At 62.6% G+C, this 24384-nt stretch carries 24 protein-coding genes and 1 other RNA gene; 13 read left to right on the forward strand and 12 right to left on the reverse strand.

The genetic code is table 11. The annotated features are described in order from the left end of the window. Nucleotides 1-197: 197 nt before the first annotated feature. Nucleotides 198-2600: a TonB-dependent receptor plug domain-containing protein gene (locus tag BLU37_RS08665; RefSeq protein ID WP_090204053.1), complete on the forward strand. Its 2403-nt coding sequence runs from the start codon at nt 198-200 to the stop codon at nt 2598-2600. Between the two features lie 27 nt (nt 2601-2627). Beyond that, nucleotides 2628-3275, forward strand: a complete 648-nt coding sequence (locus BLU37_RS08670; RefSeq protein ID WP_090204056.1) for a gamma-glutamylcyclotransferase — start codon at nt 2628-2630, stop codon at nt 3273-3275. A gap of 37 nt (nt 3276-3312) precedes the next feature. Here the strand turns inward: BLU37_RS08670 and glpT are convergent, their stop codons facing one another. Beyond that, a complete protein-coding gene (gene glpT, locus BLU37_RS08675) occupies nt 3313-4662 on the reverse strand; it encodes a glycerol-3-phosphate transporter (RefSeq protein WP_090204058.1) in 1350 nt (449 codons plus the stop codon). A gap of 240 nt (nt 4663-4902) precedes the next feature. Continuing rightward, the gene (locus BLU37_RS08680; protein WP_090204061.1) at nt 4903-5880 is read right to left on the reverse strand and encodes an NADPH:quinone oxidoreductase family protein; all 978 of its coding nucleotides are present in this window, start codon (nt 5878-5880) and stop codon (nt 4903-4905) included. 157 nt (nt 5881-6037) lie between these two features. On the opposite strand from BLU37_RS08680, the gene BLU37_RS08685 reads away from it, so the two are divergent. Further along, nucleotides 6038-6451: a flagellar basal body-associated protein FliL gene (locus tag BLU37_RS08685; protein WP_010443834.1), complete on the forward strand. Its 414-nt coding sequence runs from the start codon at nt 6038-6040 to the stop codon at nt 6449-6451. 64 nt (nt 6452-6515) lie between these two features. Here BLU37_RS08685 and BLU37_RS08690 read toward each other — a convergent pair whose 3' ends face one another. Continuing rightward, the gene (locus BLU37_RS08690) at nt 6516-6965 is read right to left on the reverse strand and encodes an EVE domain-containing protein (protein WP_090204063.1); all 450 of its coding nucleotides are present in this window, start codon (nt 6963-6965) and stop codon (nt 6516-6518) included. Nucleotides 6966-7075: 110 nt separating this feature from the next. Between BLU37_RS08690 and BLU37_RS08695 the strand changes: the two genes are divergently transcribed. Beyond that, nucleotides 7076-7306: a hypothetical protein gene (locus BLU37_RS08695; RefSeq protein WP_080579403.1), complete on the forward strand. Its 231-nt coding sequence runs from the start codon at nt 7076-7078 to the stop codon at nt 7304-7306. Between the two features lie 51 nt (nt 7307-7357). Here BLU37_RS08695 and BLU37_RS08700 read toward each other — a convergent pair whose 3' ends face one another. The 4 genes from BLU37_RS08700 to BLU37_RS08715 all read right to left on the reverse strand — a co-directional run bounded on the left by BLU37_RS08700 (nt 7358) and on the right by BLU37_RS08715 (nt 8781). Further along, a complete protein-coding gene (locus tag BLU37_RS08700; protein WP_090204065.1) occupies nt 7358-7963 on the reverse strand; it encodes a 5-formyltetrahydrofolate cyclo-ligase in 606 nt (201 codons plus the stop codon). 85 nt (nt 7964-8048) lie between these two features. Further along, a non-coding RNA gene (ssrS, locus tag BLU37_RS08705) (6S RNA) lies at nt 8049-8227 on the reverse strand. A 30-nt stretch (nt 8228-8257) separates the two neighbouring features. Continuing rightward, nucleotides 8258-8575, reverse strand: a complete 318-nt coding sequence (locus tag BLU37_RS08710; protein WP_017125438.1) for a cell division protein ZapA — start codon at nt 8573-8575, stop codon at nt 8258-8260. Then, nucleotides 8572-8781 carry a TIGR02449 family protein gene (locus BLU37_RS08715; RefSeq protein ID WP_010448091.1) on the reverse strand — a complete coding sequence of 70 codons (210 nt, stop codon included), beginning with the start codon at nt 8779-8781 and terminating at the stop codon, nt 8572-8574. Before BLU37_RS08715 ends, BLU37_RS08710 begins: the two co-directional genes overlap by 4 nt. A 160-nt stretch (nt 8782-8941) precedes the next feature. On the opposite strand from BLU37_RS08715, the gene BLU37_RS08720 reads away from it, so the two are divergent. The 8 genes from BLU37_RS08720 (at nt 8942) to gcvH (ending at nt 17978) form a co-directional block, all read left to right on the forward strand. Then, entirely contained in the window at nt 8942-9496 is a 555-nt protein-coding gene (locus BLU37_RS08720) for a YecA/YgfB family protein (RefSeq protein ID WP_090204068.1), read from the forward strand. A 36-nt stretch (nt 9497-9532) separates the two neighbouring features. Further along, nucleotides 9533-10867, forward strand: a complete 1335-nt coding sequence (gene pepP / locus BLU37_RS08725) for a Xaa-Pro aminopeptidase (RefSeq protein WP_090204070.1) — start codon at nt 9533-9535, stop codon at nt 10865-10867. Then, nucleotides 10864-12051, forward strand: coding sequence for a 2-octaprenyl-6-methoxyphenyl hydroxylase (ubiH, locus tag BLU37_RS08730; RefSeq protein ID WP_090204073.1), 1188 nt, complete (start codon nt 10864-10866; stop codon nt 12049-12051). Before pepP ends, ubiH begins: the two co-directional genes overlap by 4 nt. Before the next feature lie 151 nt (nt 12052-12202). Further along, a complete protein-coding gene (locus BLU37_RS08735; protein WP_172833095.1) occupies nt 12203-13420 on the forward strand; it encodes a 2-octaprenyl-3-methyl-6-methoxy-1,4-benzoquinol hydroxylase in 1218 nt (405 codons plus the stop codon). Nucleotides 13421-13536: 116 nt separating this feature from the next. Beyond that, nucleotides 13537-14538, forward strand: coding sequence for an extracellular solute-binding protein (locus BLU37_RS08740; RefSeq protein WP_010450687.1), 1002 nt, complete (start codon nt 13537-13539; stop codon nt 14536-14538). Nucleotides 14539-14679: 141 nt separating this feature from the next. Beyond that, the gene (locus BLU37_RS08745; RefSeq protein WP_090204076.1) at nt 14680-16296 is read left to right on the forward strand and encodes an ABC transporter permease; all 1617 of its coding nucleotides are present in this window, start codon (nt 14680-14682) and stop codon (nt 16294-16296) included. 156 nt (nt 16297-16452) lie between these two features. Continuing rightward, a complete protein-coding gene (gcvT, locus tag BLU37_RS08750; RefSeq protein WP_090204080.1) occupies nt 16453-17535 on the forward strand; it encodes a glycine cleavage system aminomethyltransferase GcvT in 1083 nt (360 codons plus the stop codon). A gap of 59 nt (nt 17536-17594) precedes the next feature. Then, nucleotides 17595-17978 carry a glycine cleavage system protein GcvH gene (gene gcvH / locus BLU37_RS08755; RefSeq protein WP_010450680.1) on the forward strand — a complete coding sequence of 128 codons (384 nt, stop codon included), beginning with the start codon at nt 17595-17597 and terminating at the stop codon, nt 17976-17978. A 170-nt stretch (nt 17979-18148) separates the two neighbouring features. Here the strand turns inward: gcvH and BLU37_RS08760 are convergent, their stop codons facing one another. The 4 genes from BLU37_RS08760 to BLU37_RS08775 form a co-directional block, all read right to left on the reverse strand. After that, nucleotides 18149-19288: a DegT/DnrJ/EryC1/StrS family aminotransferase gene (locus BLU37_RS08760; RefSeq protein ID WP_090204082.1), complete on the reverse strand. Its 1140-nt coding sequence runs from the start codon at nt 19286-19288 to the stop codon at nt 18149-18151. A gap of 280 nt (nt 19289-19568) precedes the next feature. Then, nucleotides 19569-19886 carry a DUF2388 domain-containing protein gene (locus BLU37_RS08765; RefSeq protein WP_010450677.1) on the reverse strand — a complete coding sequence of 106 codons (318 nt, stop codon included), beginning with the start codon at nt 19884-19886 and terminating at the stop codon, nt 19569-19571. A 67-nt stretch (nt 19887-19953) separates the two neighbouring features. After that, nucleotides 19954-20403, reverse strand: coding sequence for an NfeD family protein (locus BLU37_RS08770; protein WP_090204086.1), 450 nt, complete (start codon nt 20401-20403; stop codon nt 19954-19956). A gap of 10 nt (nt 20404-20413) precedes the next feature. Then, nucleotides 20414-21334: an SPFH domain-containing protein gene (locus tag BLU37_RS08775; protein ID WP_010450673.1), complete on the reverse strand. Its 921-nt coding sequence runs from the start codon at nt 21332-21334 to the stop codon at nt 20414-20416. A gap of 118 nt (nt 21335-21452) precedes the next feature. On the opposite strand from BLU37_RS08775, the gene BLU37_RS08780 reads away from it, so the two are divergent. Further along, on the forward strand, nt 21453-22520 hold the full coding sequence (locus BLU37_RS08780) for a hypothetical protein (protein ID WP_232000485.1): 1068 nt from the start codon (nt 21453-21455) through the stop codon (nt 22518-22520). Nucleotides 22521-22532: 12 nt separating this feature from the next. Here BLU37_RS08780 and BLU37_RS08785 read toward each other — a convergent pair whose 3' ends face one another. After that, a complete protein-coding gene (locus tag BLU37_RS08785; protein ID WP_090204091.1) occupies nt 22533-24314 on the reverse strand; it encodes a GspE/PulE family protein in 1782 nt (593 codons plus the stop codon). Between the last annotated feature and the right edge of the window lie 70 nt (nt 24315-24384).

Genomic DNA, 24384 nt, shown 5'->3' on the forward strand with positions numbered 1-24384 from the left:
GCGAGTAGAACGTTTGGTTTAGATATATTCGATTATGTTATTTATTTTATTTATTAAATATCTTTAAGGTATATGAATCGGACCACCGGCTGAGTATTTGCCAATCATCAACACAATGACCGACACCGTTCGCCACACGGACCGATCGTGCGAACTCGAGGCATGACGCCTCGACTTTGGATTCCAAGGGGAGCGGTATGGGGAGCAACACGCAACACCGGCTGTACTCGGCGATTTTGTCCGCTCATTTGCTGACCGCCGCAGGTGCGATGAGCTTCACCCCGATAGCAACCGCCGATTCGGAAAACACCACGGCCGATGCGCCGAAACTCGATACCGTCATCGTCACCGGCACTCGCGCCCAGGAGCGCACGGCCAGTGGCTCGCTGTCGCCGATCGACGTGATCAGTGGCGACAACCTGCGCAGCAGCGGTTCGGATGAACTGGGCACGGTGCTGGCACGGCTGATTCCCTCGATCAATTTCCCACGCCCATCGCTGGTGGATGGTGCCGAGTTGGTGCGTCCGGCGCAATTGCGCGGCCTGTCGCCGGATCAGGTACTGGTGCTGGTCAACGGCAAGCGCCGGCATACCAGCGCCTTCGTCAACCTTGGCGGCGCGGTCGGACGTGGCTCGGCCCCGGCTGATCTGAATGCGATCCCGATTTCAGCGGTCGACCATATCGAGGTGCTGCGTGATGGTGCTTCGGCCCGCTACGGTTCCGATGCGATTGCCGGGGTGATCAACGTGATCCTCAAGAGCGCCGACCAGGGGGGCTCGGTCTCCAGCAAGTTCGGCGAATACAAGAAGGGCGACGGCATTCATCGCCAGCTCGACGGCAACAGCGGCTTTGCCCTGGGTGACAACGGTTTCTTCAACGTCTCGGGCGAAGGCTCTGACAACGACTACACCAACCGTGCCGGCAAGGACTATCGCCCGGCCAGCGTCGGTTCGACGACCTATGGCCAGCAGGTGTTCCGCCAGGGCGAGCCGTCGACCAACGAGGGCAAGCTGCAGTTCAACTCCGCCTACAGTTTCAATGACGCTGCCGAACTCTACAGCTTTGGCGGCTATAGCAAGCGCCGGGGCGAAACCGCAGCGTTCTATCGGGCGAGCAACGCTTCGAACAACATTCCGGCGATCTTCCCCAATGGCTACCTGCCGCTGATCCACGGCAACCTAGAGGACACCTCGCTGGTGGTCGGCCTGCGTGGCCTGCTGATGGACGACTGGCACTATGACCTGTCGGCCAACTACGGCAAGAACGAGTACGAACTGAGTACCGAAACCATCAACACCTCGCTGGGCCTGAACAGCCCGCGCAAATTTGATAACGGCACCCTGAGCAACGACCAGCGCCAGTTGAACTTCGACCTGTCGCGCGAATTCAACCTCGGTTGGCTGCCTTACCCGGTGTCGGTGGCGCTGGGGGCCGAGTACCTGCGCCAGGGCTACCAGATCAGCGCCGGCCAGCCAGAGTCCTACTACCAGAGCGGCAGTTCCGGGCTGGGTGGGTTCCGCGCCGCGGATGCCGGCAGCTATTCGCGGCACAACTTCGCCCAGTATCTGGACCTGGAAACCAACTTCACCGAGAAGCTGAGTGCTTCGGCGGCGGTGCGGCATGAAGACTACAGCGATTTTGGCTCGAACGTCAGTGGCTCGTTGGCGGCCCGCTACGACTTCACTCCACAGGTGGCGGTGCGCGGCAGTATCTCCAACGGCTTCCGTGCGCCATCCCTGGCCCAGCAGAACTTTACCTACACCTCGTCGCAGTTGATCGGCTCGACCATCCAGGAGGCTGGCACGTTCGCCGCCAACAGCCAGGTGGCCAAGCTGCTCGGTGCTGAAGACCTGAAGGCGGAAAAGTCGCGCAACTACAGCCTCGGCCTGGTGCTGGAGCCGACGGATAACCTGACGGTCACGGCCGATTTCTACCGGATCGACATTCGTGACCGGATCAGCCTGTCGTCCAACCTGGTGCTGAACAACGCGGCGATCAACTACCTGCAGGCCAACGGTGTCGGCAATATCAACTACACCAGCGCGCGTTATTTCACCAATGCCACCAACACCAGCACCAACGGCATCGACCTGGTGGCCAACTATCGCTATCAACTGGACAACGGCCTGCGCTGGAACAGCACCCTGGGCTACAACTACAACCGGACCAAGGTCACCGATGTGAAGGACAACCCGGCGATCCTCAATCAGTTGGGGGTCAACCTGGTGCGGGTCGACCGCCGCGAGAGGCTCGGTCTGCTGGGGGATACTACGCCCCGGCACAAGTTGACCCTGGGCAACGACCTGAGCTTCGGCAATTGGGTGCTGCACAGCAACCTGACCCGCTACGGCTCGTTCACCAGTTACCAGGCCGATGCGGTCAATGACCAGACCTTCAAGGCGGCCTGGCTGCTGGACCTGGCGGCGGACTACAAGCTCAAGCAGTGGACCTTCACCGTGGGTGGCGACAACGTCACCGACAAGTATCCGGAAAAACTCAGTGCCTACGCTAACAGCGGCGGCAATCTGGCCTATAGCACTTATTCGCCGTACGGTTACAGCGGTGCGTTTTATTACGGTAAAGTGACCTATAACTGGTAATGATTCAGGAGTCCCGAGCGATTCGTCATGGCTGTTACAGATCCTGTGTTATCGGGTTTGACCTATCCGCCGCGCCTCGAATTGGGGGCGCAACTGACCCACGAACAATTGCTCAGCTCGATGCAGGCCACCATGGCCCGGCACAAGGGCGGTCCGGTCTGGCTGTTCGCCTACGGTTCGCTGATCTGGCGACCAGAGTGCTCGGCGGTTGAGCGGGTGCGGGGACGGGTCCACGGTTATCACCGTGGCCTGTACCTGTGGTCTCATGAGCATCGCGGGACGCCGGAGTTGCCGGGGCTGGTGTTTGGCCTCGATCGCGGTGGCTCCTGCAGCGGTTTTGCCTATCGGCTGCCGGAGGAGCAGTTGGAGGCATCGCTGTATGCCTTGTGGCAGCGCGAGATGCCGGTACCGTCCTATCGCCCGCATTGGCTCAATTGTCGGCTGGAAAGCGGGCATACGGTCCAGGCCCTGGGCTTCGTGCTGGAACGGCACTTGCCCAGTTATGCCGGCAATCTGCCCGACAGCGTGCTGACCCAGGTACTGCAAAGTGCCTGTGGGCGCTACGGCACCACCCGCGACTACGTCGAGCAGACCGCCAGCGCCTTGCGCAGCCATGCCATGCCGGACCGCAATCTGGAGGCGCGGCTCAAGCGTTGTCGCTCGGGATCCCATTGAGTCGCCTCTCCCGCCGGGTGGGAGAGGCGGTGGGTTCCTATGCGGTAGCGGTACGGCTCGTGCTCGCCGCGCGGGTGTGCCACAGAGTGGGCGCCAGGAACACCATGGACAGCAGGCAGGAGGCGACCAGCAGGACAAAGCCGCCATCCCAGCCGAAGTGGTCCACGGTGTAGCCCATGGCGGCACTCGCCGCGACCGATCCGCCGAGGTAGCCGAACAGTCCGGTGAAGCCGGCTGCGGTGCCTGCGGCCTTTTTCGGTGCCAGCTCCAGCGCCTGCAGGCCAATGAGCATCACCGGGCCATAGATCAGGAAACCGATGGAAAACAGCGCGATCATGTCGATGGTCGGGTTGCCGGGTGGGTTGAGCCAGTACACCAGCGTCGCCACGGTTACCAGGCCCATGAACACCATGCCGGTCAGGCCCCGGTTGCCACGGAAGATCTTGTCCGACATCCAGCCGCACAGCAGCGTGCCCGGAATCCCTGCCCACTCATAGAAGAAATAGGCCCAGGAAGTCTTGTCGACGTTGAAGTGCTTGGCTTCCTTGAGGTAGGTCGGCGCCCAGTCCAGCACACCATAGCGCAGCAGGTAGACGAAGACGTTGGCCAGCGCGATGTACCAGAGCATCTTGTTGCGCAGCACGTACTTGACGAAGATTTCCTTGGCGCTGAATTCGCTCTCGTGGCTGTCGTTGTAACCTTCGGGGTAATCGTTCTTGTACTTCTCGATAGGCGGCAGGCCGACCGACTGTGGAGTATCACGCATGGTGATGAAGGCAAAGGCCGCCACAGCCAGTGCCACGGTCGCCGGGACATAGAATGCCGCGTGCCAGTCGTTGAACCAGCCCATGCCGAGCAGGAACAGTGGGCCGATCAGGCCGCCGCCGACGTTGTGCGCGACGTTCCACACCGAGACCACGCCGCCGCGTTCCTTCTGTGACCACCAGTGCACCATGGTCCGCCCGCTTGGCGGCCAGCCCATGCCCTGGGCCCAGCCGTTGATGAACAACAGGATGAACATCATGGTCACGCTGGAGGTGGCCCAGGGGGCGAAGCCGAAAATGAACATCACCGCGGCGGATACCAGCAGGCCGAAGGTCAGGAAGTAGCGCGGGTTGGAGCGGTCTGATACCAGGCCCATGAGGAACTTCGACAGACCATAGGCGATGGCGATCGCCGACATTGCCAGGCCCAGATCGCCACGGCTGTAACCTTCTTCGATCAGGTACGGCATGGCCAGGGAGAAGTTCTTGCGCAGCAGGTAGTAGCCGGCGTAACCGAAAAAGATCCCGGCGAAGATCTGCCAGCGCAGACGTCGATAGGTGCTGTCTATTTTTTCCTCGGGCAGCGGCGCCCGGTGTGCGGCAGGTCGAAAGAAGGCAAACATTCAAGAGCTCCAGATTTCTTGTTTTGACTGCGGATGCGAATGTTACATTTTCGTTACCGAAAATAGCAGGCTTTCTCATCTACAAATGTAAGAAATGGAGCATGATCGATGTTGTTTTATGAACATGTCGCGCAGAGTTAACTGAAGGACGTTCTCGGGATGGGGATCATCCTTGTCGCGATCTGCCGAGCAGGCGGGCTTCTGGGATGAGCGGGAAGGCCCGTTCACCCCATCACGGCGTCAGCGGACCTGCACCACCACCTTGCCCACCGCCTTGCGCTGGGCGAGATCATCGATGGCCCGGGCCGCTTCGGCCAGTGGATAGGTCTGCGAGACCAGTGGTTTGAGCTTGCCTTCGGCAAACCAGGCGAACAGTTGCTGAAAGTTCGCGGCGTTGTCCTGTGGCTGACGTTGGGCGAACGAGCCCCAGAATACCCCGACCACCGCCGCGCCCTTGAGCAGTGCCAGGTTCACCGGCAACTCGGGGATACGTCCGCTGGCGAAGCCGACCACCAGCAATCGACCGTTCCAGGCAATGGCCCGCACGGCCTGGTCGAACAGGTCGCCGCCGACCGGGTCGTAGATCACATCGGCGCCGTTGCCGTCGGTGAGGCGCTTGATCTCGTCCTTGAGGCTGCTTTCGTTGTAGTTGATCAGTTCATCGGCGCCGGCGGCCTTGGCCACTGCGAGCTTCTCGGCGCTGCTGGCCGCGGCGATCACCCGGGCACCCATTGCCTTGCCGATCTCCACCGCCGCCAGGCCGACACCGCCGGAGGCGCCGAGCACCAGCAGAGTTCCCCCCGGTTGCAGTTGGGCGCGCTGTTTGAGGGCATGCATCGAGGTGCCATAGGTCATGCTGAAGGCGGCGGCACGGGTGAAGTCCATCGCGGCGGGAATTGGCAACACGTTGTAGCCCGGTACCGCGACTTCCTCGGCAAAGCTGCCCCAGCCGGTGAGCGCCATGACCCGGTCACCGACCTTGAGATGGCTGACCTTTTCTCCCACCGCCGTGACCACGCCGGCGGCTTCACCGCCGGGCGAAAACGGGAACGGCGGCTTGAACTGGTATTTGCCCTCGATGATCAGCGTATCCGGAAAGTTCACCCCGGCTGCATGGACCTGCAGCAGGATTTCGTTCTTTTTCGGCGTCGGACTCGCGATTTCCTCCAGCACCAGCGTTTCGGCGGCGCCGAAGGCTTTGCACAGTAAGGCTTTCATCGGGCTATTCCTTTGGGAGTGATGGCCGATAAGTGTAGGAGTGTGAGTCAATGGGTCAACGAGCATGCCCTGGCCTGATAGTCACCTATAAGCTTTGTGCTTGGGCTATCTGGCAGGGCTCGCTATGCTAGGCCGTAAACCGGATAAGGAGCGAATCGTGAAAGCGTGGATCATGTTGATGGTGGCCTTGTCGCTGCCGATGGCGGTAATGGCAGAAGAGGCCAAGGAGGGCGAGGGTGCGGGGCCCAAGGTCAGCTATATCAGCCTGAGCCCGCCGTTCGTCGGCAACTATGGCCTGGATGGCAGCCCCAAGCTGAAGGTCTACAAGGCCGATGTGGCCGTGCGCGTGACCGGCGATGCCGCTGCTCAGGCGGTCAAGGCCAACGAGCCGTTGATTCGCAACCAACTGGTGGCCCTGTTCGCCCAGCAGACCGTGGATTCGATGAACAACGTCGAAGCCAAGGAGAAGATGCGTCAGGAGGCGCTCAAACAGGTCCAGCAGGTGATGACCGACGAGACCGGCAAGCCCCAGGTGGAAGACCTGCTGTTCAACAACCTGATCGTGCAGTGATTCGGGATTTTTGATGGCTGGCCGGGTCTCTTCGCGGCGGTTCGGCGCGAAGGGGTCAGCGCAATCAGCGCAAGGCCAGAACGGCGGCCCACTGCTGCGTCGTCACCGGCATCACCGACAGGCGGCTGCCTTTTTGCACCAGCGGCATTTCCGCCAGCGCGGTCTGCTGCTTCAGGTAGCCGAGCCCGAGCACCTTGGCAAAGGTCTCGACATGTCCGACCTGCAATGCACTCCAGGGATTTTTCTCGGGGGTGGCCTTGGGGTCGTGATAATGGCTTTGCGGGTCCAGGGCTGTCGGGTCCGGGTAGGCGGCCTCGAGGATTTTGCCGATCCCGGCGATCCCCGGCTCCGGGCAGCTGGAGTGATAGAAGAAGAACTCGTCGCCGACCGCCATGGCCCGCAGAAAGTTGCGCGCCTGATAGTTGCGTACGCCATCCCAGCGGGTTTCGCCCAGCTTGGCCAGCCCTTGGATCGAGAGTTCGTCCGGCTCGGATTTCATCAGCCAATAGGCCATTGTGTTGCTCCTTGGGCAGTTTGTTGGGCAATTTCATACAAACCGACGGTCGGTTGACGTCAGCGTTTGCGTGTTGGTTCACGTTATCGCAAAATGCCGGGATTTTAAGCTTGACGCTGCTGCACGGCCTATCAAACGAACCGCTGCTGTCATCGTATGTGATTTGCCTAGGGGGGCAATCGATGAAACGCAAACCGGATTTACTATGGACTTTGGTTATTTTGTTCGGTTTGGGTGTGGTAACTACAGGTTATGCTCAAGGCTTGTGGTCCGGCAAGAAGGACGCTCCAGTAGAAGTCGCGCAAAACCAGCCTCAGCAGTCGACCCTGTTCAAGCGTTGATAGCACCACAAAGGCGTCGCCATCCGCGTTGACGCCTTTACTCCCGTCGATTCATTGCGCGATATACCACGCCTTGTCGGTGACCGTTCCCCGCAGGGGTACATCCCAACTGGCCTGGTCCAGTCTTTCGACTTTCTGACATTCATGGGCCAGTCCCAGCAGCGTGGGTTTGTGCCAGTTCTGACGGCGCGACCGATAGGCCAGGCTGCGGTCGTAGAATCCGCCGCCCATGCCCAGTCGCCCCCCCAGCGGATCGAAGCCGACCAGCGGCAGCAGCACCAGGTCGAGTGCCCAGACCTTGCGCTGGGCGGCCGGGTTGATCCGTGGCTCAAGGATGCGAAAGCGATTGGGTCGCAGCTTTTCCCCCGGGCGAATGCGCTGGAACACCATCTTGGTTCGCGGCCAGGCGCTGAGTACCGGCAGATAAGTGTGTTTGCCCCGACGCTGGGCTTCGCGCAGCAGCAGGCGCGGGTCGATTTCGCCGTCGGTCGGCAGGTACAGGGCAATATGGCGGGCGCGGCGCAACAGTGGGTGTTGGGCCAACTGCCGATACAGACCGCGTGCGGCCTGGCGTTGTTCGCCGGGCGTGAGGGCGCGGCGGGCCTTGCGCAGCCGTCGTCGAAGTTGCGGGCGGGAAAGCGGCGCAGGTTCGGTCATGGATTCGTGCTGTAGGCAGTGGAGCGGCCAGAACGGCAGCCCGTGACGGCGAATGTCGGGACTCACCGACACTGGCCTGGAAGTCAGGCTCCCCGGATGAACCGCTGTCGACTTAGCCCTTGAACCCGAAAGTTCAAGGTGGAAGGTGCAGTAGGCGTTAAGGCTTTCCGTCTAGCGGACATGCACACCGGCCCAACGTGCAAATTCCAGGGTAGTGCAAATCGGCTCAGGGACATCGTCAACTGGCAAGCACCCCAGGGAGTGATGCCAGTATAACCGAAAGGGCCGTGGGAATCAGCCCTTGCTGGTGTCCGAATCGGAAGACAGCACCAGATCCACCCGGTCCAGCAGGTCGCGCACCTGCTCGCGCGTCGAGCCGCTGGCCTGCACATCGGGGCGTTCCTGCTTGTGCAGCAGGTCGTGGGTGATGTTCAGCGCGGCCATCACGGCGATGCGATCGGCGCCGATCACTTTGCCGCTGCTGCGGATCTCGCGCATCTTGCCATCCAGGTAACGGGCGGCGCTGACCAGGTTGCTGCGCTCTTCCTGGGGGCAGATGATCGAATACTCCTTGTCGAGTATTTGCACGGTAACGTTATTGCTTGAACTCATGAGTCTTGCTCCAGGGCCTTGAGGCGCGCAATCATCGATTCAACCTTGCGCCGGGCGATTTCGTTCTTTTCAATAAGGTGTGCGCGCTCCTCGCGCCAGGTCTTTTCCTGAGCTAATAGGAGTCCGTTTTGGCTTTTTAGTTGCTCGACCCGGGTAATCAGCAGTTCGAGTCTGGCCATCAGCGCGTGCAGGTCGTTGTCTTCCATTCGTTATCTACTTTGATGTCGACTGAATAGGACTGATGAGCGGTTGTGAGGGGAGCACTCGGCAAACGAGTTGTGTGGCTCGATGGTCTTGGCATGTCCCTGGGTGCTAGGATACAAGGCCTTCATTCTAGACACTGCGCCGTTCGGCGCCTAGCCGCCCATGCCTATTCAGAATTCCCCTTATAACGCTTTCGCCAACCTCTTGAACAGTAATGGCCATCCGGTCTCGCCCGCCGAACTGCACGGACTGCTGCTCGGTCGCAGTTGTGCCGGCGCCGGCTTCGAGGCCGACAGTTGGCTGGTGGATGCCGCCGAGCTGCTGGAAGGCGAACCGCAGGACAACGTGCGCAATGCCCTGATCGGCCTGCAGGAGATGGTCAAGGGCGAGCTGACCAGCGACGACATGACCGTGGTCCTGCTGTTGCCGAGTGACGATGCGCCGCTGACCGAGCGTGCCGCCGCGCTGGGCCAGTGGTGCCAGGGCTTCCTCGCCGGTTTCGGCCTGACCTATCGCGCCAATGCCCTGAGCGTCGAGGCCACCGAGGTGCTGCAGGACCTGGCGGCTATTGCCCAGGTCCAGGATGCCCTGGAAGAGTCCGACGACGGCGAGGGCGATTACATGGAGGTCATGGAGTACCTGCGCGTCGCACCGCTGCTGCTGTTCACCGAGGTCAACAAGCCGGCCGAACCGGCTGCCAAGCCTTCGCTGCACTGAGTCTCAGGGCCAGCCTGACGGGAGTTCCATCTGCCCATGATCCATATCCCCAAAGCGGAATACGCCCGACGTCGCAAGGCGTTGATGGCGCAGATGGAACCCAACAGCATCGCGATCCTGCCGGCCGCCGCAGTGGTCATCCGCAACCGCGATGTCGAGCATGTCTATCGCCAGGACAGCGATTTCCAGTACCTCAGCGGTTTTCCCGAGCCCCAGGCGGTGATCGTGCTGATCCCCGGCCGGGTCCACGGCGAGTACGTGCTGTTCTGCCGCGAGCGCAATGCCGAGCGCGAACTCTGGGATGGCCTGCGTGCGGGTCAGGAGGGCGCGATCCGCGATTATGGCGCCGACGATGCGTTTCCCATCAATGACATCGACGACATCCTGCCGGGCCTGATCGAAGGGCGCGACCGGGTGTATTCGGCGATGGGCAGCAACCCGGAGTTCGACCGGCACCTGATGGACTGGATCAACGTGATCCGTTCCAAGGCGCACCTCGGCGCGCAGCCGCCGAACGAATTCGTTGCCCTGGATCATCTGCTGCACGACATGCGCCTGTATAAATCGGCGGCGGAAGTGAAGGTGATGCGTGAGGCCGCGGCGATTTCCGCCCGTGCCCATGTGCGGGCCATGCAGGCGGCGCGTGCCGGCCTGCATGAGTTCAGCCTGGAGGCCGAACTGGACTACGAGTTTCGTAAGGGCGGCGCGAAGATGCCAGCCTACGGTTCGATCGTCGCCGCCGGGCGCAATAGCTGCATCCTGCATTACCAGCAGAATGACGCGTTGCTCAAGGATGGCGACCTGGTGCTGATCGATGCCGGTTGCGAGATCGACTGTTATGCCAGCGATATCACCCGGACCTGGCCGGTCAATGGCAAGTTTTCGCCCGAGCAGAAAGCGATCTACGAACTGGTGCTGGCCGCCCAGGAAGCGGCATTCGCCGAGATCGCCCCGGACAAGCACTGGAACCAGGCGCACGAAGCCACGGTACAGGTAATCACCCGGGGTCTGGTGGAGCTGGGGTTGTTGCAGGGCGAAGTCCAGGATCTGATCGGCACCGAGGCCTACCGGGCCTTCTACATGCATCGTGCCGGCCATTGGCTGGGGATGGATGTGCATGATGTCGGCGACTACAAGGTCGGTGACCAATGGCGCGTGCTGGAGGTGGGCATGGCGCTGACGGTGGAGCCGGGGATCTACATTGCCCCCGACAACCAGAACGTGGCGAAGAAATGGCGCGGCATTGGCGTACGCATCGAGGACGACGTAGTGGTGACCAAGCAAGGTTGTGAAATTCTGACCGGCGGTGTGCCCAGGACCGTGGCCGAGATCGAGGCCCTGATGGCCGCTGCCCGAGCCTCGGCAGCATGAGCCGGTTCAATCTGGCAATCATTGGTGGCGGCCTGGTCGGTGCCAGCCTGGCGCTGACGCTGCAGGCCGGCGCCAAGGCGCGCGGCTGGAAGATTGTGCTGATCGAGCCTTTTGCTCCTGGCGACAGCTACCAGCCGAGCTATGACGCCCGTTCCTCGGCGTTGTCCTTCGGCGCCCGGCAGATTTACGAACGCCTCGGCCTGTGGCAGTCGATTGCCCAGCGCGCCGAGCCGATCAAGCAGATTCACGTGTCCGACCGTGGGCGTTTTTCCACGGCGCGGCTGTCGGCCATCGAAGAAGGCGTGCCGGCCCTGGGTTATGTGGTGGAGAACGCCTGGCTCGGGCAATGCCTCTGGCAGGGGCTGGATCAGGATGTGGTCAGTTGGCGCTGCCCGGCCGAGGTGACCCGTCTGCAGCCACTGGAAGACGGCTATCGCCTGAGCCTCAACGATGACACCGTGCTCGATTGCGACCTGGCCGTGCTGGCCGATGGCGGCCGTTCCGGTCTGCGTGAGCAACTGGGTATCGGCGTGCGCAAGCGCCCGTACAACCAGAGCGCGTTGATCGCCAATATTTCGCCGAGCGAAGCCCATCATGGCATGGCCTTCGAGCGCTTTACCGACGAAGGGCCGATGGCCCTGCTGCCGTTGGCGGACAACCGTTGTGCGTTGGTCTGGACCCGCCTCGGAATGGACGCCCAGCGACTCGCGCAACTGGACGAGCGCAGCTTCCTCAGCGAGCTGCAGGGGGTATTCGGCTATCGCCTCGGGACGTTGAAGCAGGTCGGCGCGCGACATCTGTATCCGTTGACCCTGGTGGAGGCCGAGGAGCAGGTCCGCCCACACCTGGTGGTGCTGGGCAATGCCGCCCACAGCCTGCACCCGATTGCCGGACAGGGTTTCAACCTGTCCCTGCGCGATGCCCAGGCCCTGGCCGAAGCCTTGCTGGCCAGCGAGGCACCGCTGGGCGAGTTTGCCACCCTGCGCGGTTATCAGGAGCGTCAGCGCCTGGACCAGACACTGACCGTCGGCTTTTCGGACCGGGTCACCCGCCTGTTCGGCAGCGGCCAACCGCTGGTCGCGCTGGGGCGCAATCTCGGCCTGCTGGGGCTCGATCTGCTGCCGCCGGCCAAGCGCTGGTTCGCCCGTCAGGCCATGGGCCTGGGGACACGTGCCGATGTCTGATCGACCCATCACTCCATTCCCTGTGGGAGCCGGCTTGCTGGCGATAGCTGACGGCGCGGTGCGTCTGTCGGGCTGCGTTATCGTTGATCGCCAGCAAGACGGCTCCTGCAAGGGGCAGGCTCACTTTTTACTACAGGCTTGAAGCATGGAAATGCGCGCAGATGTGCTGATTGTCGGGGCTGGGATGGTTGGCAGTGCCCTGGCCCTGGCGTTGAAAGACAGTGGCCTGCAGGTGCTGCTGCTCGACGGCGGCCCGATGAGCGTCAAGCCGTTCGATCCGCAGGCCCCGTTCGAACCCCGGGTGAGTGCCTTGTCGGCCGCCAGCCAGCGTATTCTTGAGCGTCTGGATGTGTGGCCGGGCATTGCCGGCCGACGTGCCAGCCCCTACCGTGACATGCAGGTCTGGGACGGCAGCGGTACCGGACAGGTGCATTTCTCGGCCGCCAGCGTGCATGCCGAGGTGCTGGGGCATATCGTCGAGAACCGGGTGGTCCAGGACGCCTTGCTCGAACGTCTGCACGACTGCGACATGGGCTTGCTGGCCAATGCGCGGCTGGAGCAGATGCGCCGTTCCGGTGACGACTGGCTGCTGACCCTGGCCGATGGCCGCAAGCTGCGTTCAGCGCTGGTGATTGCCGCCGACGGTGCCAATTCGGCGGTGCGCCGCCTGGCCGGCTGCGCGACGCGGGAATGGGATTACATGCATCACGCCATCGTCACCAGCGTGCGCAGCAGCCGGCCACACCGGATGACCGCGTGGCAGCGGTTTACCGATGATGGGCCGCTGGCCTTTCTGCCGCTGGATCGCGATGGCGGGCAGGATTGGTGTTCGATCGTCTGGTCGACCACCCCGGGCGAAGCCGAGCGCCTGATGGCGCTCGACGAGGGGGCATTCCGTGGCGAACTGGAGCGGGCCTTCGAGGGGCGTCTCGGCGAGGTGATCGCCGTCGATCCGCGACTCTGCGTCCCTTTGCGTCAGCGTCACGCCAAACGTTACGTCGCCGAAGGGCTGGCTTTGATCGGCGATGCGGCCCACACCATCCATCCGCTGGCCGGACAGGGCGTGAACCTGGGCTTCCTTGACGCCGCCGTCTTGGCCGAGGTGTTGCTGCATGCGCTCGAGCGGGGTGAGCGGCTGGCGAATGTGCAGGTGCTGAGCCGCTTCGAGCGTCGGCGCATGCCGCACAACCTGGGGTTGATGGCAGCGATGGAAGGCTTCGAGCGGCTGTTCCAGGCCGATCGGCTGCCATTGCGCTGGTTGCGCAACACCGGCTTGAAGATGGTCGAGCAGATGCCCGAGGCCAAGGCGCTGTTCGTGCGCCAGGCATTGGGCCTGACGGGCGATCTGCCGGAACTGGCGAGGGCCTGAGGGGCTTTCGGCGACTCGTGCAACATCTGGTAACGCCTCTGTTCCGACTTCGGTTGAGGCACCAAATGTGAGTCACTATCATTTCGCGTTCATTTCGAACTCGAGAGATCGCTCCCATGTCGGCACCCAAGCGCCTACTGACAGCCCTGGCCCTTACCCTGGCGGCGGGCGCCGCCCACGCTGCCGACGAAGTGGTGGTCTATTCCTCGCGGATCGACGAACTGATCAAGCCGGTGTTTGATGCCTATACCCAGAAGACCGGGGTCAAGGTGAAGTTCATCACCGACAAGGAAGCGCCGCTGATGCAGCGGATCAAGGCCGAAGGCGAGAACGCCACCGCCGACCTGCTGCTGACCGTCGACGCTGGCAACCTCTGGCAGGCCGAGCAGATGGGCATCCTGCAGCCGTTCACCTCGAAGACCATCGATAGCAATATTCCATTGCAGTATCGTTCCTCGGCCCATCAGTGGACCGGCCTGAGCCTGCGCGCACGGACTCTGGCGTACTCCACCGAGCGGGTGAAACCCACGGATCTGACCACTTACGAAGCGCTGGCTGACAAGCAGTGGGAAGGCCGCCTGTGCCTGCGCACGGCGAAGAAGGTCTACAACCAGTCACTGACTGCCACGCTGATCGAGGTCCATGGCGCGGAAAAGACCGAGCAGATCCTCAAGGGCTGGGTGAACAACCTGTCCACCGACGTGTTTTCCGATGACATCGCGGTGCTTGAGGCGATCAATGCCGGGCAGTGCGACGTCGGTATCGTCAATACCTACTACTACGGGCGCCTGCACAAGCAGAACCCGAACCTGGCGGTGAAGCTGTTCTGGCCGAACCAGGGCGACCGTGGCGTGCATGTGAACCTGTCGGGTATCGGCCTGACCAAACATGCCCCGCACCCGGAAGCGGCCAAGGCGCTGGTGGAGTGGATGACCACGCCTGAGGCCCAGCGTATCTTTGCCGATGTGAACCAGGAGTTCCCGGCAAACCCGGCGGTACCGCCGTCGGCGGAAGTGGCGAGCTGGGGCAAGTTCGTGCCTGATGCCCTGCCAGTGGAAATCGCCGGCAAGCGCCAGGCCGAGGCGATCCGCCTGATGGACCGCGCGGGCTGGAACTGACCCCACCTACACCTTCCCTGTAGGAGCGCGGCTTGCCCGCGAATGAGACGATACGGTGCGTCAGTGAGACCGCGTTATCGTTCTTAGTGGGCAAGCCCCGCTCCTGCAAGGGGGTGTACATAACCTCAACCGAGAAACTTCTTGGCCCACCCCATTCAACGCCGCTGGTATCCGCTGGTCTTCGCCGTCGCCGCCCTGGTGCTGTTGCCGCTGAGCGTATTATTGCTGTCCTGGCAGTCGGTCGACACACAGATCTGGTCCCACCTCTGGGATACCCAGATGCCCCGCCTGCTGGGCAATACCCTGACCCTGGTGGCCGGTGTCGGTGTCGGCGTCACCCTGCTCGGTGTCAGCCTGGCCTGGCTGACCAGTCTCTGCGAATTCCCCGGTCGGCGCTGGCTCGACTGGGCGCTGATGCTGCCTTTCGCCATTCCGGCCTATGTCCTGGCGTTTGTCTTCGTCGGTCTGCTGGATTTTTCCGGCCCGGTGCAGACCTTGCTGCGCGAAGTCTTCGGCAGCAGCCTGCGCCTGCCACGGGTGCGTTCCACCGGCGGGGTGATTCTGGTGCTGGTGCTGGTGTTCTACCCCTATGTCTACCTATTGGCGCGCAGTGCGTTCCTGGCCCAGGGCAAGGGGCTGATGGAGGCCGCCCGGGTCCTCGGCCAGTCGCCATGGCAGGCGTTCTGGCGGGTTGCCCTGCCGATGGCACGTCCGGCCATCGGTGCGGGTGTGGCCTTGGCGCTGATGGAAACCCTGGCGGATTTCGGTGCGGTCTCAGTGTTCAACTTCGATACCTTCACGACCGCGATCTACAAGACCTGGTACGGCTTCTTCAGTCTTTCCAGCGCCGCTCAACTGGCCAGCCTGCTGCTGCTCGCGGTGATGCTGGTGCTCTATGGCGAGCGGCGGGCACGGGGCGCCAGTCGCGCTGGCAACGAGCGACCAAGGGGCAGTGCGTTGTACCGACTACAGGGTTTCAAGGCCTGGGCGGCCAGTGGCTGGTGTCTGCTGGTATTCGCCTGTGCCTTTGTCGTGCCGTTGCTGCAACTGCTGGCGTGGTTCTGGCGGCGCGGGCGCTTCGACCTCGATGAGCGCTACACCGGGCTGATCCTGCATACCCTGTACCTGGGTGGCATGGCTGCGCTGGTGACGGTGGCGGTGGCGATGCTGCTGGCCTTCGCGCGCCGTCAGGCACCGACCCGGGTGATTCGGAGCGGCGTCAGCCTGGCCAATCTCGGTTATGCACTGCCCGGCTCGGTGCTGGCGGTGTCGATCATGCTGGCTTTCAGTTACCTGGACCGCGAGTGGGTGATTCCGTTGTCGAGTTGGCTGGGCGGCGCTGGCAAGCCCTTGTTGCTGGGCAGTCTTTCGGCGCTGTTGTTGGCCTACCTGGTGCGTTTTATCGCCGTCGCCTATGGGCCGCTGGAAAACAGCCTGGAGCGTATTCGTCCGTCGTTGCCTGAGGCGGCCCGCAGCCTGGGCGTCGGTGGACCACGACTGTTTTTCAAAGTGTATCTGCCGTTGCTGGTGCCCGGCACCCTGAGTGCGGCGTTGCTGGTGTTCGTCGATGTGCTCAAGGAAATGCCCGCGACCCTGCTGATGCGCCCGTTTGGCTGGGATACGCTGGCGGTGCGGGTCTTCGAGATGACCAGCGAAGGCGAGTGGGCGCGGGCCTCGTTGCCGGCCTTGACCCTGGTGCTGGTCGGCCTGTTGCCGGTGATCGGCCTGATCCGGCGTTCGGCCAGGCAAATCGGTTAGGTGCCAGCTCGGTGCCTTGCGGCTACAATGCGCGGCATTCGGTGCGGTCCGTCTGACAGACCGGGTGCGGGAATATGGCTCAAGGCCCCATTCATAAAGGGCTACAGTCAGTCCATCACCTGCCCGCACCTTCGCCACGCCCGGAAGGAGAAACCCATGGGACAGCGCACGCCTTTGTATGACCTGCACCTCGCCCTCGGCGCGAAGATGGTCGATTTTGGCGGTTGGGATATGCCTCTGCACTACGGCTCGCAAGTCGAGGAGCACCATCAGGTGCGTCGCGATTGCGGGGTTTTCGATGTTTCGCACATGACGGTGATCGATGTCGCCGGCAGCCAGGCCAAGGCCTGGTTGCAGTACCTGCTGGCCAACGATGTCGAGCGACTCGGCAGCCCGGGCCGAGCCCTCTACAGCGCCATGCTCAACGAGCAGGGCGGGGTGGTCGACGACATGATCGTCTACCGCACCGATTCCGGTTACCGGCTGGTGGTAAACGCGGCCACCCGCGACCAGGACCTGGCCTGGATGAACGCCCAGCTCGGCAGTTTCGACGTGCAGTTGCTGGAGCGTCCCGAGCTTGCGATGCTGGCTATCCAGGGCCCGCAGGCCCGGCACCGGATCGGTGAGCTGGTGAGCCAGTCCCGTAGTCAAGTGATCCAGCAGCTCAAACCCTTCGAAGGCCGCAGCGACGGTGACTGGTTCATCGCCCGTACCGGCTACACCGGCGAGGATGGCCTGGAAATCGTGCTGCCGGCCGAGCAGGCCCCGGCGTTCTTCAACGATCTGGTCGGCGCCGGCATTTCACCGATCGGCCTCGGTGCCCGCGACACCCTGCGGCTCGAGGCCGGCATGAACCTCTACGGCCAGGACATCGACCTGAATGTCTCGCCGCTGGCCGCCAACATGGCCTGGACCATCGCCTGGGAGCCGAGCACCCGCGATTTCATCGGCCGTGCCGCCCTTGAGAGGCAGAGAGCGGAGGGACCTGGGCTCAAACTGGTCGGATTGGTCCTGGAAGAGCGCGGGGTTTTGCGCGCTCATCAAGTGGTTCGTATCGCCGAGGTTGGCGAAGGTGAGATCACCAGTGGTAGTTTCTCTCCTACGCTGAGCAAGTCCATTGCGTTGGCGCGTGTTCCCATGGCTACGGCCGATCGCGCTGAAGTTGAAATTCGCGGCAAATGGTACCCGGTTCGCGTGGTAAGGCCGACGTTCGTGCGTCATGGCAAAACCTTGATCTGATCTTATCCGGCGAGCCTGCATTGCAGGCTGCTGACACTTTTTCTCGAGGATACTTAAATATGAGCGTTATCCCTGCCGATCTGCGTTTTGCCGAAAGTCATGAGTGGGCCCGTCTGGAAGCCGATGGTTCGGTGACCGTGGGTATCAGCGACCACGCTCAGCAAGCCCTTGGGGATGTGGTATTCGTCGAGCTGACGGAAGTCGGCACAGTCTTCGCTGCGGGTGATGCGGCTGGTGTGGTGGAGTCGGTGAAGGCCGCTTCCGATATCTATGCGCCGGTGTCCGGCGAAGTGATTGCAGTGAACGAGGACCTGGCGGATTCGCCGGAGCTGCTCAACGAAGAACCTTACGCGTCGTGGATATTCAAGCTCAAGCCGAGCAATCCGGCCGAGCTGGAAAAACTGCTGGATGCCGCTGGCTACAAGGCCATCATCGGCGAGTAAATCGGCGCAGGGTCTCAGGCCCCTTTCGCGAGCAAGTCGGATCGCTGCACTGCAGCAGCTCCAGGTTATCGGCCGTATACAAGCACTACGGACGACTGCAAAACGGTAGGAGCTTGCAGTGCGGCGATCCGACTTGCCCGCGAATCGCGAATAGAGCCGTCGCCTCGGTCTCAGCGCGAGAGTGCGGCCTTGACCGCAGCCGCTGAACGCTCGACATCGGCCTTGGTGATCACGTTGAACATTGGCAACGAGACGATCAGGCGGCCAACCCGCTCGGCGATCGGAAACATGCCTTCCTTGAAGCCGCGGGCGCGGTACAGGCTCAGCAGGTGGATCGCCGGGTAGTGGTAGCCGATGCCGATGCCCTGCTGCTTCATGTCCTCCATGAACGTATCCCGCGCCGGGCGACCGTCCTGACGCTCAGGCAACACCAGCTGGAACATGTGCCAGTTGCTGTGGGTGAAGTCCTTCACCGGCAGTTGTGCGCCGTACTTTTCCTCGAAATCGCTGCCAAGGCATTCGAAGTAGTACTCGGCCATTGCACGGCGATGGGCAGTAATCGCGTCGATATGAGCGAATTGCCCGAGGCCGATGGCCGCGGCGACGTCGGTCATGTTGAACTTGCCACCGAGCACATCCACATCCAGGCCATCATGGCCGGTGCGGGTCACGCCTTGCAGGCGATATTTCTCCGCCAGACGCGCTTCCTCGGCATTGTTCAGTACCAGGCAGCCGCCTTCGGAAGAGGTGATGTTCTTGTTCGCCTGGAAGCTGAACGAGACGAAGTCGCCGAGGGCGCCGATTTTCTTGCCGTTCCACTCCGAACCCAAAGCCTGGGCGGCGTCTTCGACGATGCGCAGGTTGTGCTTTTTCGCGATGGTGTAGAGGCGGTCCATGTCCACCGGCAGGCCGGACAGGTACACCGGGATGATCGCCTTGGTGCGTGGGGTGATTGCGGCCTCGACCTGGTCCAGGTCGATATTGCGGGTCACCGGGTCGATATCGGCGAACACCGGGGTGGCGCCGACTTCGATGATCACGTTGGCGGTGGCGACCCAGGAAATCGGTGTGGTGATGACTTCATCACCCGGGCCGATGCCGGCGATCCGCAGGGCGATCTCCATGGTGCAGGTGCCGGAGTTGAAGGTACGCACCGGACGTCCGCCGAAGTATTCCGACAACTGGGCCTCAAAGGCCGCCACCTTCGGACCGCTGGTGATCCAGCCGGAGCGCAGGACTTCGGCAACCGAGGAAATGGTCGCTTCATCGATGGTGGGTTTGGAGAAGGGCAGGAAAGGCAGTGGGCTCATGGGGTCGTGACGTCCGATGTTAAAGGCCGGGAAATATTCACAGAGGGTAAAGGATAGGCAGCAATACCGCGAGGTCATCGATGATACTGATCTGATGTGAAATTTCGGTGCTTTTTACTGTCCTGACGCTGAACGGATGCTTCGCGACGGTCGGGGTAACGGGTTGCCAGGCGGTTTTTACAGTGTTCGCAACGCAGTGTTCGCCCGTGTTGCCGTGAGGCGATGAAAAACGCCGACTGATTGTCGGCGTTTTTAATGGATCAACGAGCGAGCCTGTGGATCACTCGTCGGTCAGGGCGTTTTTCGCCAGGATCGCGTTGGCCAGCTCCATGTCACTGGCCTTCAGATCCGGGTTGTCGGCCCGCACTTTCTGCATGGCGGCCTCCAGGTAGGGGCCACGGATGTTGCCGTCGCTGGCGACGAAGCTGCCGGCATCATCCTGGGCTGCGACGATCATCTTGTGATCCTTGAAGGTCAGGTAGGTCGAGCCGGTGGTCGCGCCGGACGAAATGACATTGCGCCAGAAACCATCGGCCATGGCCGAACCAATGGGGAGAGACAGCAATGCCGCAGTGGCGACAGCATATTTGAGACGCATGATGGTTACTCCGCTGGGGTGGTATGTAGCCTTTGATCGCAGCCAGCGATACGGAGTTCCGTTGCGTTTATTCAAGTGTCTCGACCTGCAGGATCGCGCCGTTCTGGCTGATCACCCGCACGCGCGCCCCGACCTCGGCATCCGGGCCGGTCACCAGCCACACGCCGTCGCCGACCTTGATCTTGCCGCGTCCACCGGTGATGGCCGATTGCACCAGGAAGGTCTTGCCGATCAGCTCATGGCCGCGTTCGTTGAGCCCCGGCTGGTCGCTGGCACTGCTGGCGGCGCGCTGGCGCTTCCACCAGTACACGGCGGTCAGCACCGACAGCAGGCCGAACAGCAGGAACTGCAAGGCCCATGGCAGGCCGGGAATCACGAAGGTCAGTACGCCGACCGCCGCCGCCGCGATACCGACCCAGAGCAGGTAGCCGCCAGCGCCGAAGACTTCGAGTATCAGCAGCAGGGTGCCGAGTGCCAGCCAGTCCCAGAAGGACAGGTGTTGCAGGAATTGCCACATGGCCGCTGCCTCAGGTCTTCTTGCCGTCGAAGGTGGCCTTGACGATTTCGCCGATGCCGCCCACGGCACCGATGACCTGGCTGGCTTCCAGCGGCATCAGGATCACCTTGCTGTTGTTGGCGGAGGCCAGTTTGCCAAGCGCCTCGACGTATTTCTGTGCGACGAAGTAGTTAACCGCCTGCACGTTACCGTTGGCAATCGCTTCGGACACCACCTGGGTCGCCCGGGCCTCGGCTTCGGCTTCCCGCTCGCGGGCTTCGGATTCGAGGAAGGCGGCCTGGCGATTACCTTCGGCTTCGAGGATCTGTGCCTGCTTCTTGCCTTCGGCGGTGAGGATTGCCGAGGCGCGCAGGCCTTCGGCTTCGAGGATCTGCGCGCGCTTGACCCGCTCGGCCTTCATCTGCCCGGACATGGCCGCCATCAGGTCGGCCGGCGGGCTGATGTCCTTGATTTCGATCCGGGTGATCTTTATGCCCCACGGCGCGGTGGCTTCATCGACGGTGCGCAGCAGCTTTTCGTTGATGGTGTCACGCTGGCCGAGCATCGCGTCGAGTTCCATGGAGCCGAGCACGGTACGGATGTTGGTCTGCAGCAGGTTGCGGATGGCGTGTTCGAGGTTGTTCACCTCGTAGGCGGCCTGGGCCGTGTTGACCACCTGGAAGAAACACACAGCGTCGATCTGCACCGTGGCGTTGTCGGAGGTGATGACTTCCTGCGGCGGGATGTCCAGCACGCTTTCCATCACGTTGATCTTGCGGCCGATGCGGTCCATGACCGGGACGATGATGTTCAGGCCCGGCTTGAGGGTGGTGGTATAGCGGCCGAAGCGCTCCACCGTCCATTGATACCCCTGGGGTACGACCTTGAAGCCCATGAAGACGATGGCGATGGCCAGGCCGACGAAGAGCAGAAGCACGCTACCGATTTGCATGACTATTCCCTGTTCGAGTGATGATCGAGGTGCCGATAATGAGCCGATTATAACGATTCTGACTCGATAATAAGTGTGTCATTTGTGTTCGGGGCTGTAGGACGCGAGCCATGTTAAGGTGCAGGCCATCGCCCCCGCTTGTGAGCGTCTGAGTTCGATGATCTTCGGTCCTGATCCGTCCGCCATTCTGTTGATCTTCCTGTTGGCTGCGCTGGCCGTGGTCAGCGCGATCGGGTTGCTGTGGGTGCTGGTGGCCCTGCTGTTCGCGCGCACGCGGCGCCATCTGCGGCGCAATCCCTGGCGCTATGGCTGCCTGGTGGTCGTGAGCCTGGTATTTGCAGGGTTGGGCGGCACGATGTGGCGCGATTTCCAGCGTATCGATGCCGAGTCCCAGGCGCGCCAACAAGCGCTGAACCCACGGCTGGAGGCTGAGCTGCACCTGGGGGAGTTGAGTTTTCCGGCAGGCAGCCAGGCGCATCTGGTCACCCTCGACGCCGAGGACTGGCAGGGCAAACCCCAGGCCCACGGATTGGAGAGCCTGAAGGCCATCGAGCTGCCAGAGCCCCAGGATGTCCTCGGAATGCCGGTGTCGGCGATTGATTTTTCACCGGGCTACAGTGAATCGCGCCTGCGTCTGGAACGGGACCGGGTCATCGAGGACTGGTCCTGTGCCGCGAGCGAATGGGTGAGTTTCCGGCGCGAGGCGCAGGATACGTATCGTCCGAGCCGCTGGCGCTTTGACCAGTGCAACCTGGTTCCCGGTGTGCACGTGGCCGGTGTGATCTGGCCGGCCGGTACCGTGCTCAGTGGCGATCGCCAGGGCTGGATGTTGCGGGCCGAGGACGCCGACGACCTGGATATCGCCCTGGATGGTCTGCACCTGTCCGCGCTGCGCCTGGATCTCGACAGCCAACGGCGCGTCGAAAAGTGGGACGGGCAACTGGCGCGGCCCGCCACGCTGGGCGAGTGGCTTTATCCACAGGGCACCCGGGTCCGTGGCGATGAGCGCGGCGCCTGGCTGTTCAGCCCCACCGGCGAACACGACGCGATCAACCAGCGCACGGGCGAGAAGGTTGCCGAGGGACAGTCGATTCTCCAGCGGCGCGGTGATACCACCCCGGTGACCATCAAGCCCAACAGCGAAGTCGGGGTGATCGACTGGTTTGTCGTCACCCCGGCGCAGTGAGTTCCTGTCAGCTCAACGCTGCTCGCTCTGGGGCGTGACCCGCAGCACTTCCTCGATGGTGGTCAGCCCCGCTGCGATCTTCTGCGCGCCGGACAGGCGCAGGCTGCGCATGCCGTCCTTGAACGCCTGGCGCCGCACCGCCAGCAGGTCGGTGTCGGCATGGATCAGCGCCTTGACGCTGTCACTGAGCAGCATGATCTCGTAGACCCCGGCGCGCCCGCGATAGCCGGTGTCACGGCATTCCAGGCAGCCGACCGCCTGTTGTGCTCCGCTGGGCAGAGGCGCCTGCCAGGGCCGGGTGAGGGTCTGCCAGTCATCCTCCGACAGGGTCTGCGGCGCCTTGCAGTGCGGGCACAGGGTTCGCACCAGGCGCTGGGCCATGACCCCGAGCACCGTGGCCTTGATCAGGTAGTGCGGCACGCCCAGTTCGAGCAGGCGGCTGATGGCGCTTGGCGCATCGTTGGTGTGCAGGGTCGACAGCACCAGGTGGCCGGTCAGAGCCGCCTGGATCGCCATTTCGGCGGTTTCCAGATCGCGGATTTCGCCGATCATGATGATGTCCGGGTCCTGGCGCATCAGCGCGCGTACGCCGCTGGCAAAGGTCAGGTCGATGTTGTGCTGGACCTGCATCTGGTTGAAGGCCGGCTCGACCATCTCGATCGGGTCTTCGATGGTGCAGAGGTTGACCTCCGGCGTCGCCAGCTTCTTCAGGGTGGTGTACAGCGTGGTGGTCTTGCCCGACCCGGTGGGGCCGGTGACCAGAATGATGCCGTTGGGTTGGCGCGTCATGTCCTGCCAGCGGCGCAGGTCCTCGGCGGAGAAACCGAGCTGGTCGAAATCCTTGAGCAGCACCTCCGGGTCGAAGATCCGCATCACCATCTTCTCGCCGAACGCGGTCGGCAGGGTCGACAGGCGCAGTTCCACTTCGCCGCCGTCCGGAGTCTTGGTCTTGACCCGGCCGTCCTGGGGTTTGCGCTTTTCCGCGACGTTCATCCGGCCCAGGCTCTTGAGCCGGCTGACGATCGCCATGGTCACCTGGGGCGGGAATTGGTAGACGTTGTGCAACACGCCGTCGATGCGAAAGCGTACGGTGCCCTGCTCGCGGCGCGGCTCGATATGGATATCGCTGGCACGCTGCTGGAAGGCGTACTGGAACAGCCAGTCGACGATGTTGACGATGTGCGCGTCGTTGGCGTCCGGCTCCTGGTCGCTGGCGCCGAGGTTCAGCAGTTGTTCGAAGTTGCCCAGGTTGTGGCCTTTCTGGTCGACCAGGGTGGCGCCGCTGACCGATTTGGCCAGGCGGAAGAACTCCACCGTGTAGCGCTGGATATCCGCCGGGTTGGCCACCACGCGGCGGATCGGCAGTTTGAGCACATGGCTCAGGTCGGCTTCCCAGGCCTTGACGTGGGGTTGGGCGCTGGCCACGGTCACGCTGTCGTGGTCCACCGCCACGGCGAGGATCTTGTGGCGCTGGGCGAAGGCATAGGACATCAACGGCATGATCGCCGCGACATCGATCTTCAATGGGTCGATGCGCAGGTACGGCTGGCCGGCTTGCTGGGCCAGCCACAGGGTCAGGTTTTCCAGGTCCAGCGGCTTGCCGGAGCGGCTCAGGTCGGGCAAGTGCTGGCTGGCGATGAATTCCAGGGGGTGCAACTGGCTGTTCTGCAAGTTGCGCCGGGTGGTCATGGCGTGTTCGGCCGAGTCCTGGCTGATGAAGCCCTGGCTGACCAGCTCACGCAGCAGTTCATTGAGGTCCAGCCAGCGATCCTGGGTGAGAGAGGCGACGGGCATGCGGGCTCCTGGTTTGACGATGGTCCAGACGTAGTCCCTGTCTGACCTCGAAATGCCAAGAATAGTCGCG

Source organism: Pseudomonas asplenii (assembly GCF_900105475.1).
Lineage (GTDB): Bacteria > Pseudomonadota > Gammaproteobacteria > Pseudomonadales > Pseudomonadaceae > Aquipseudomonas > Aquipseudomonas asplenii.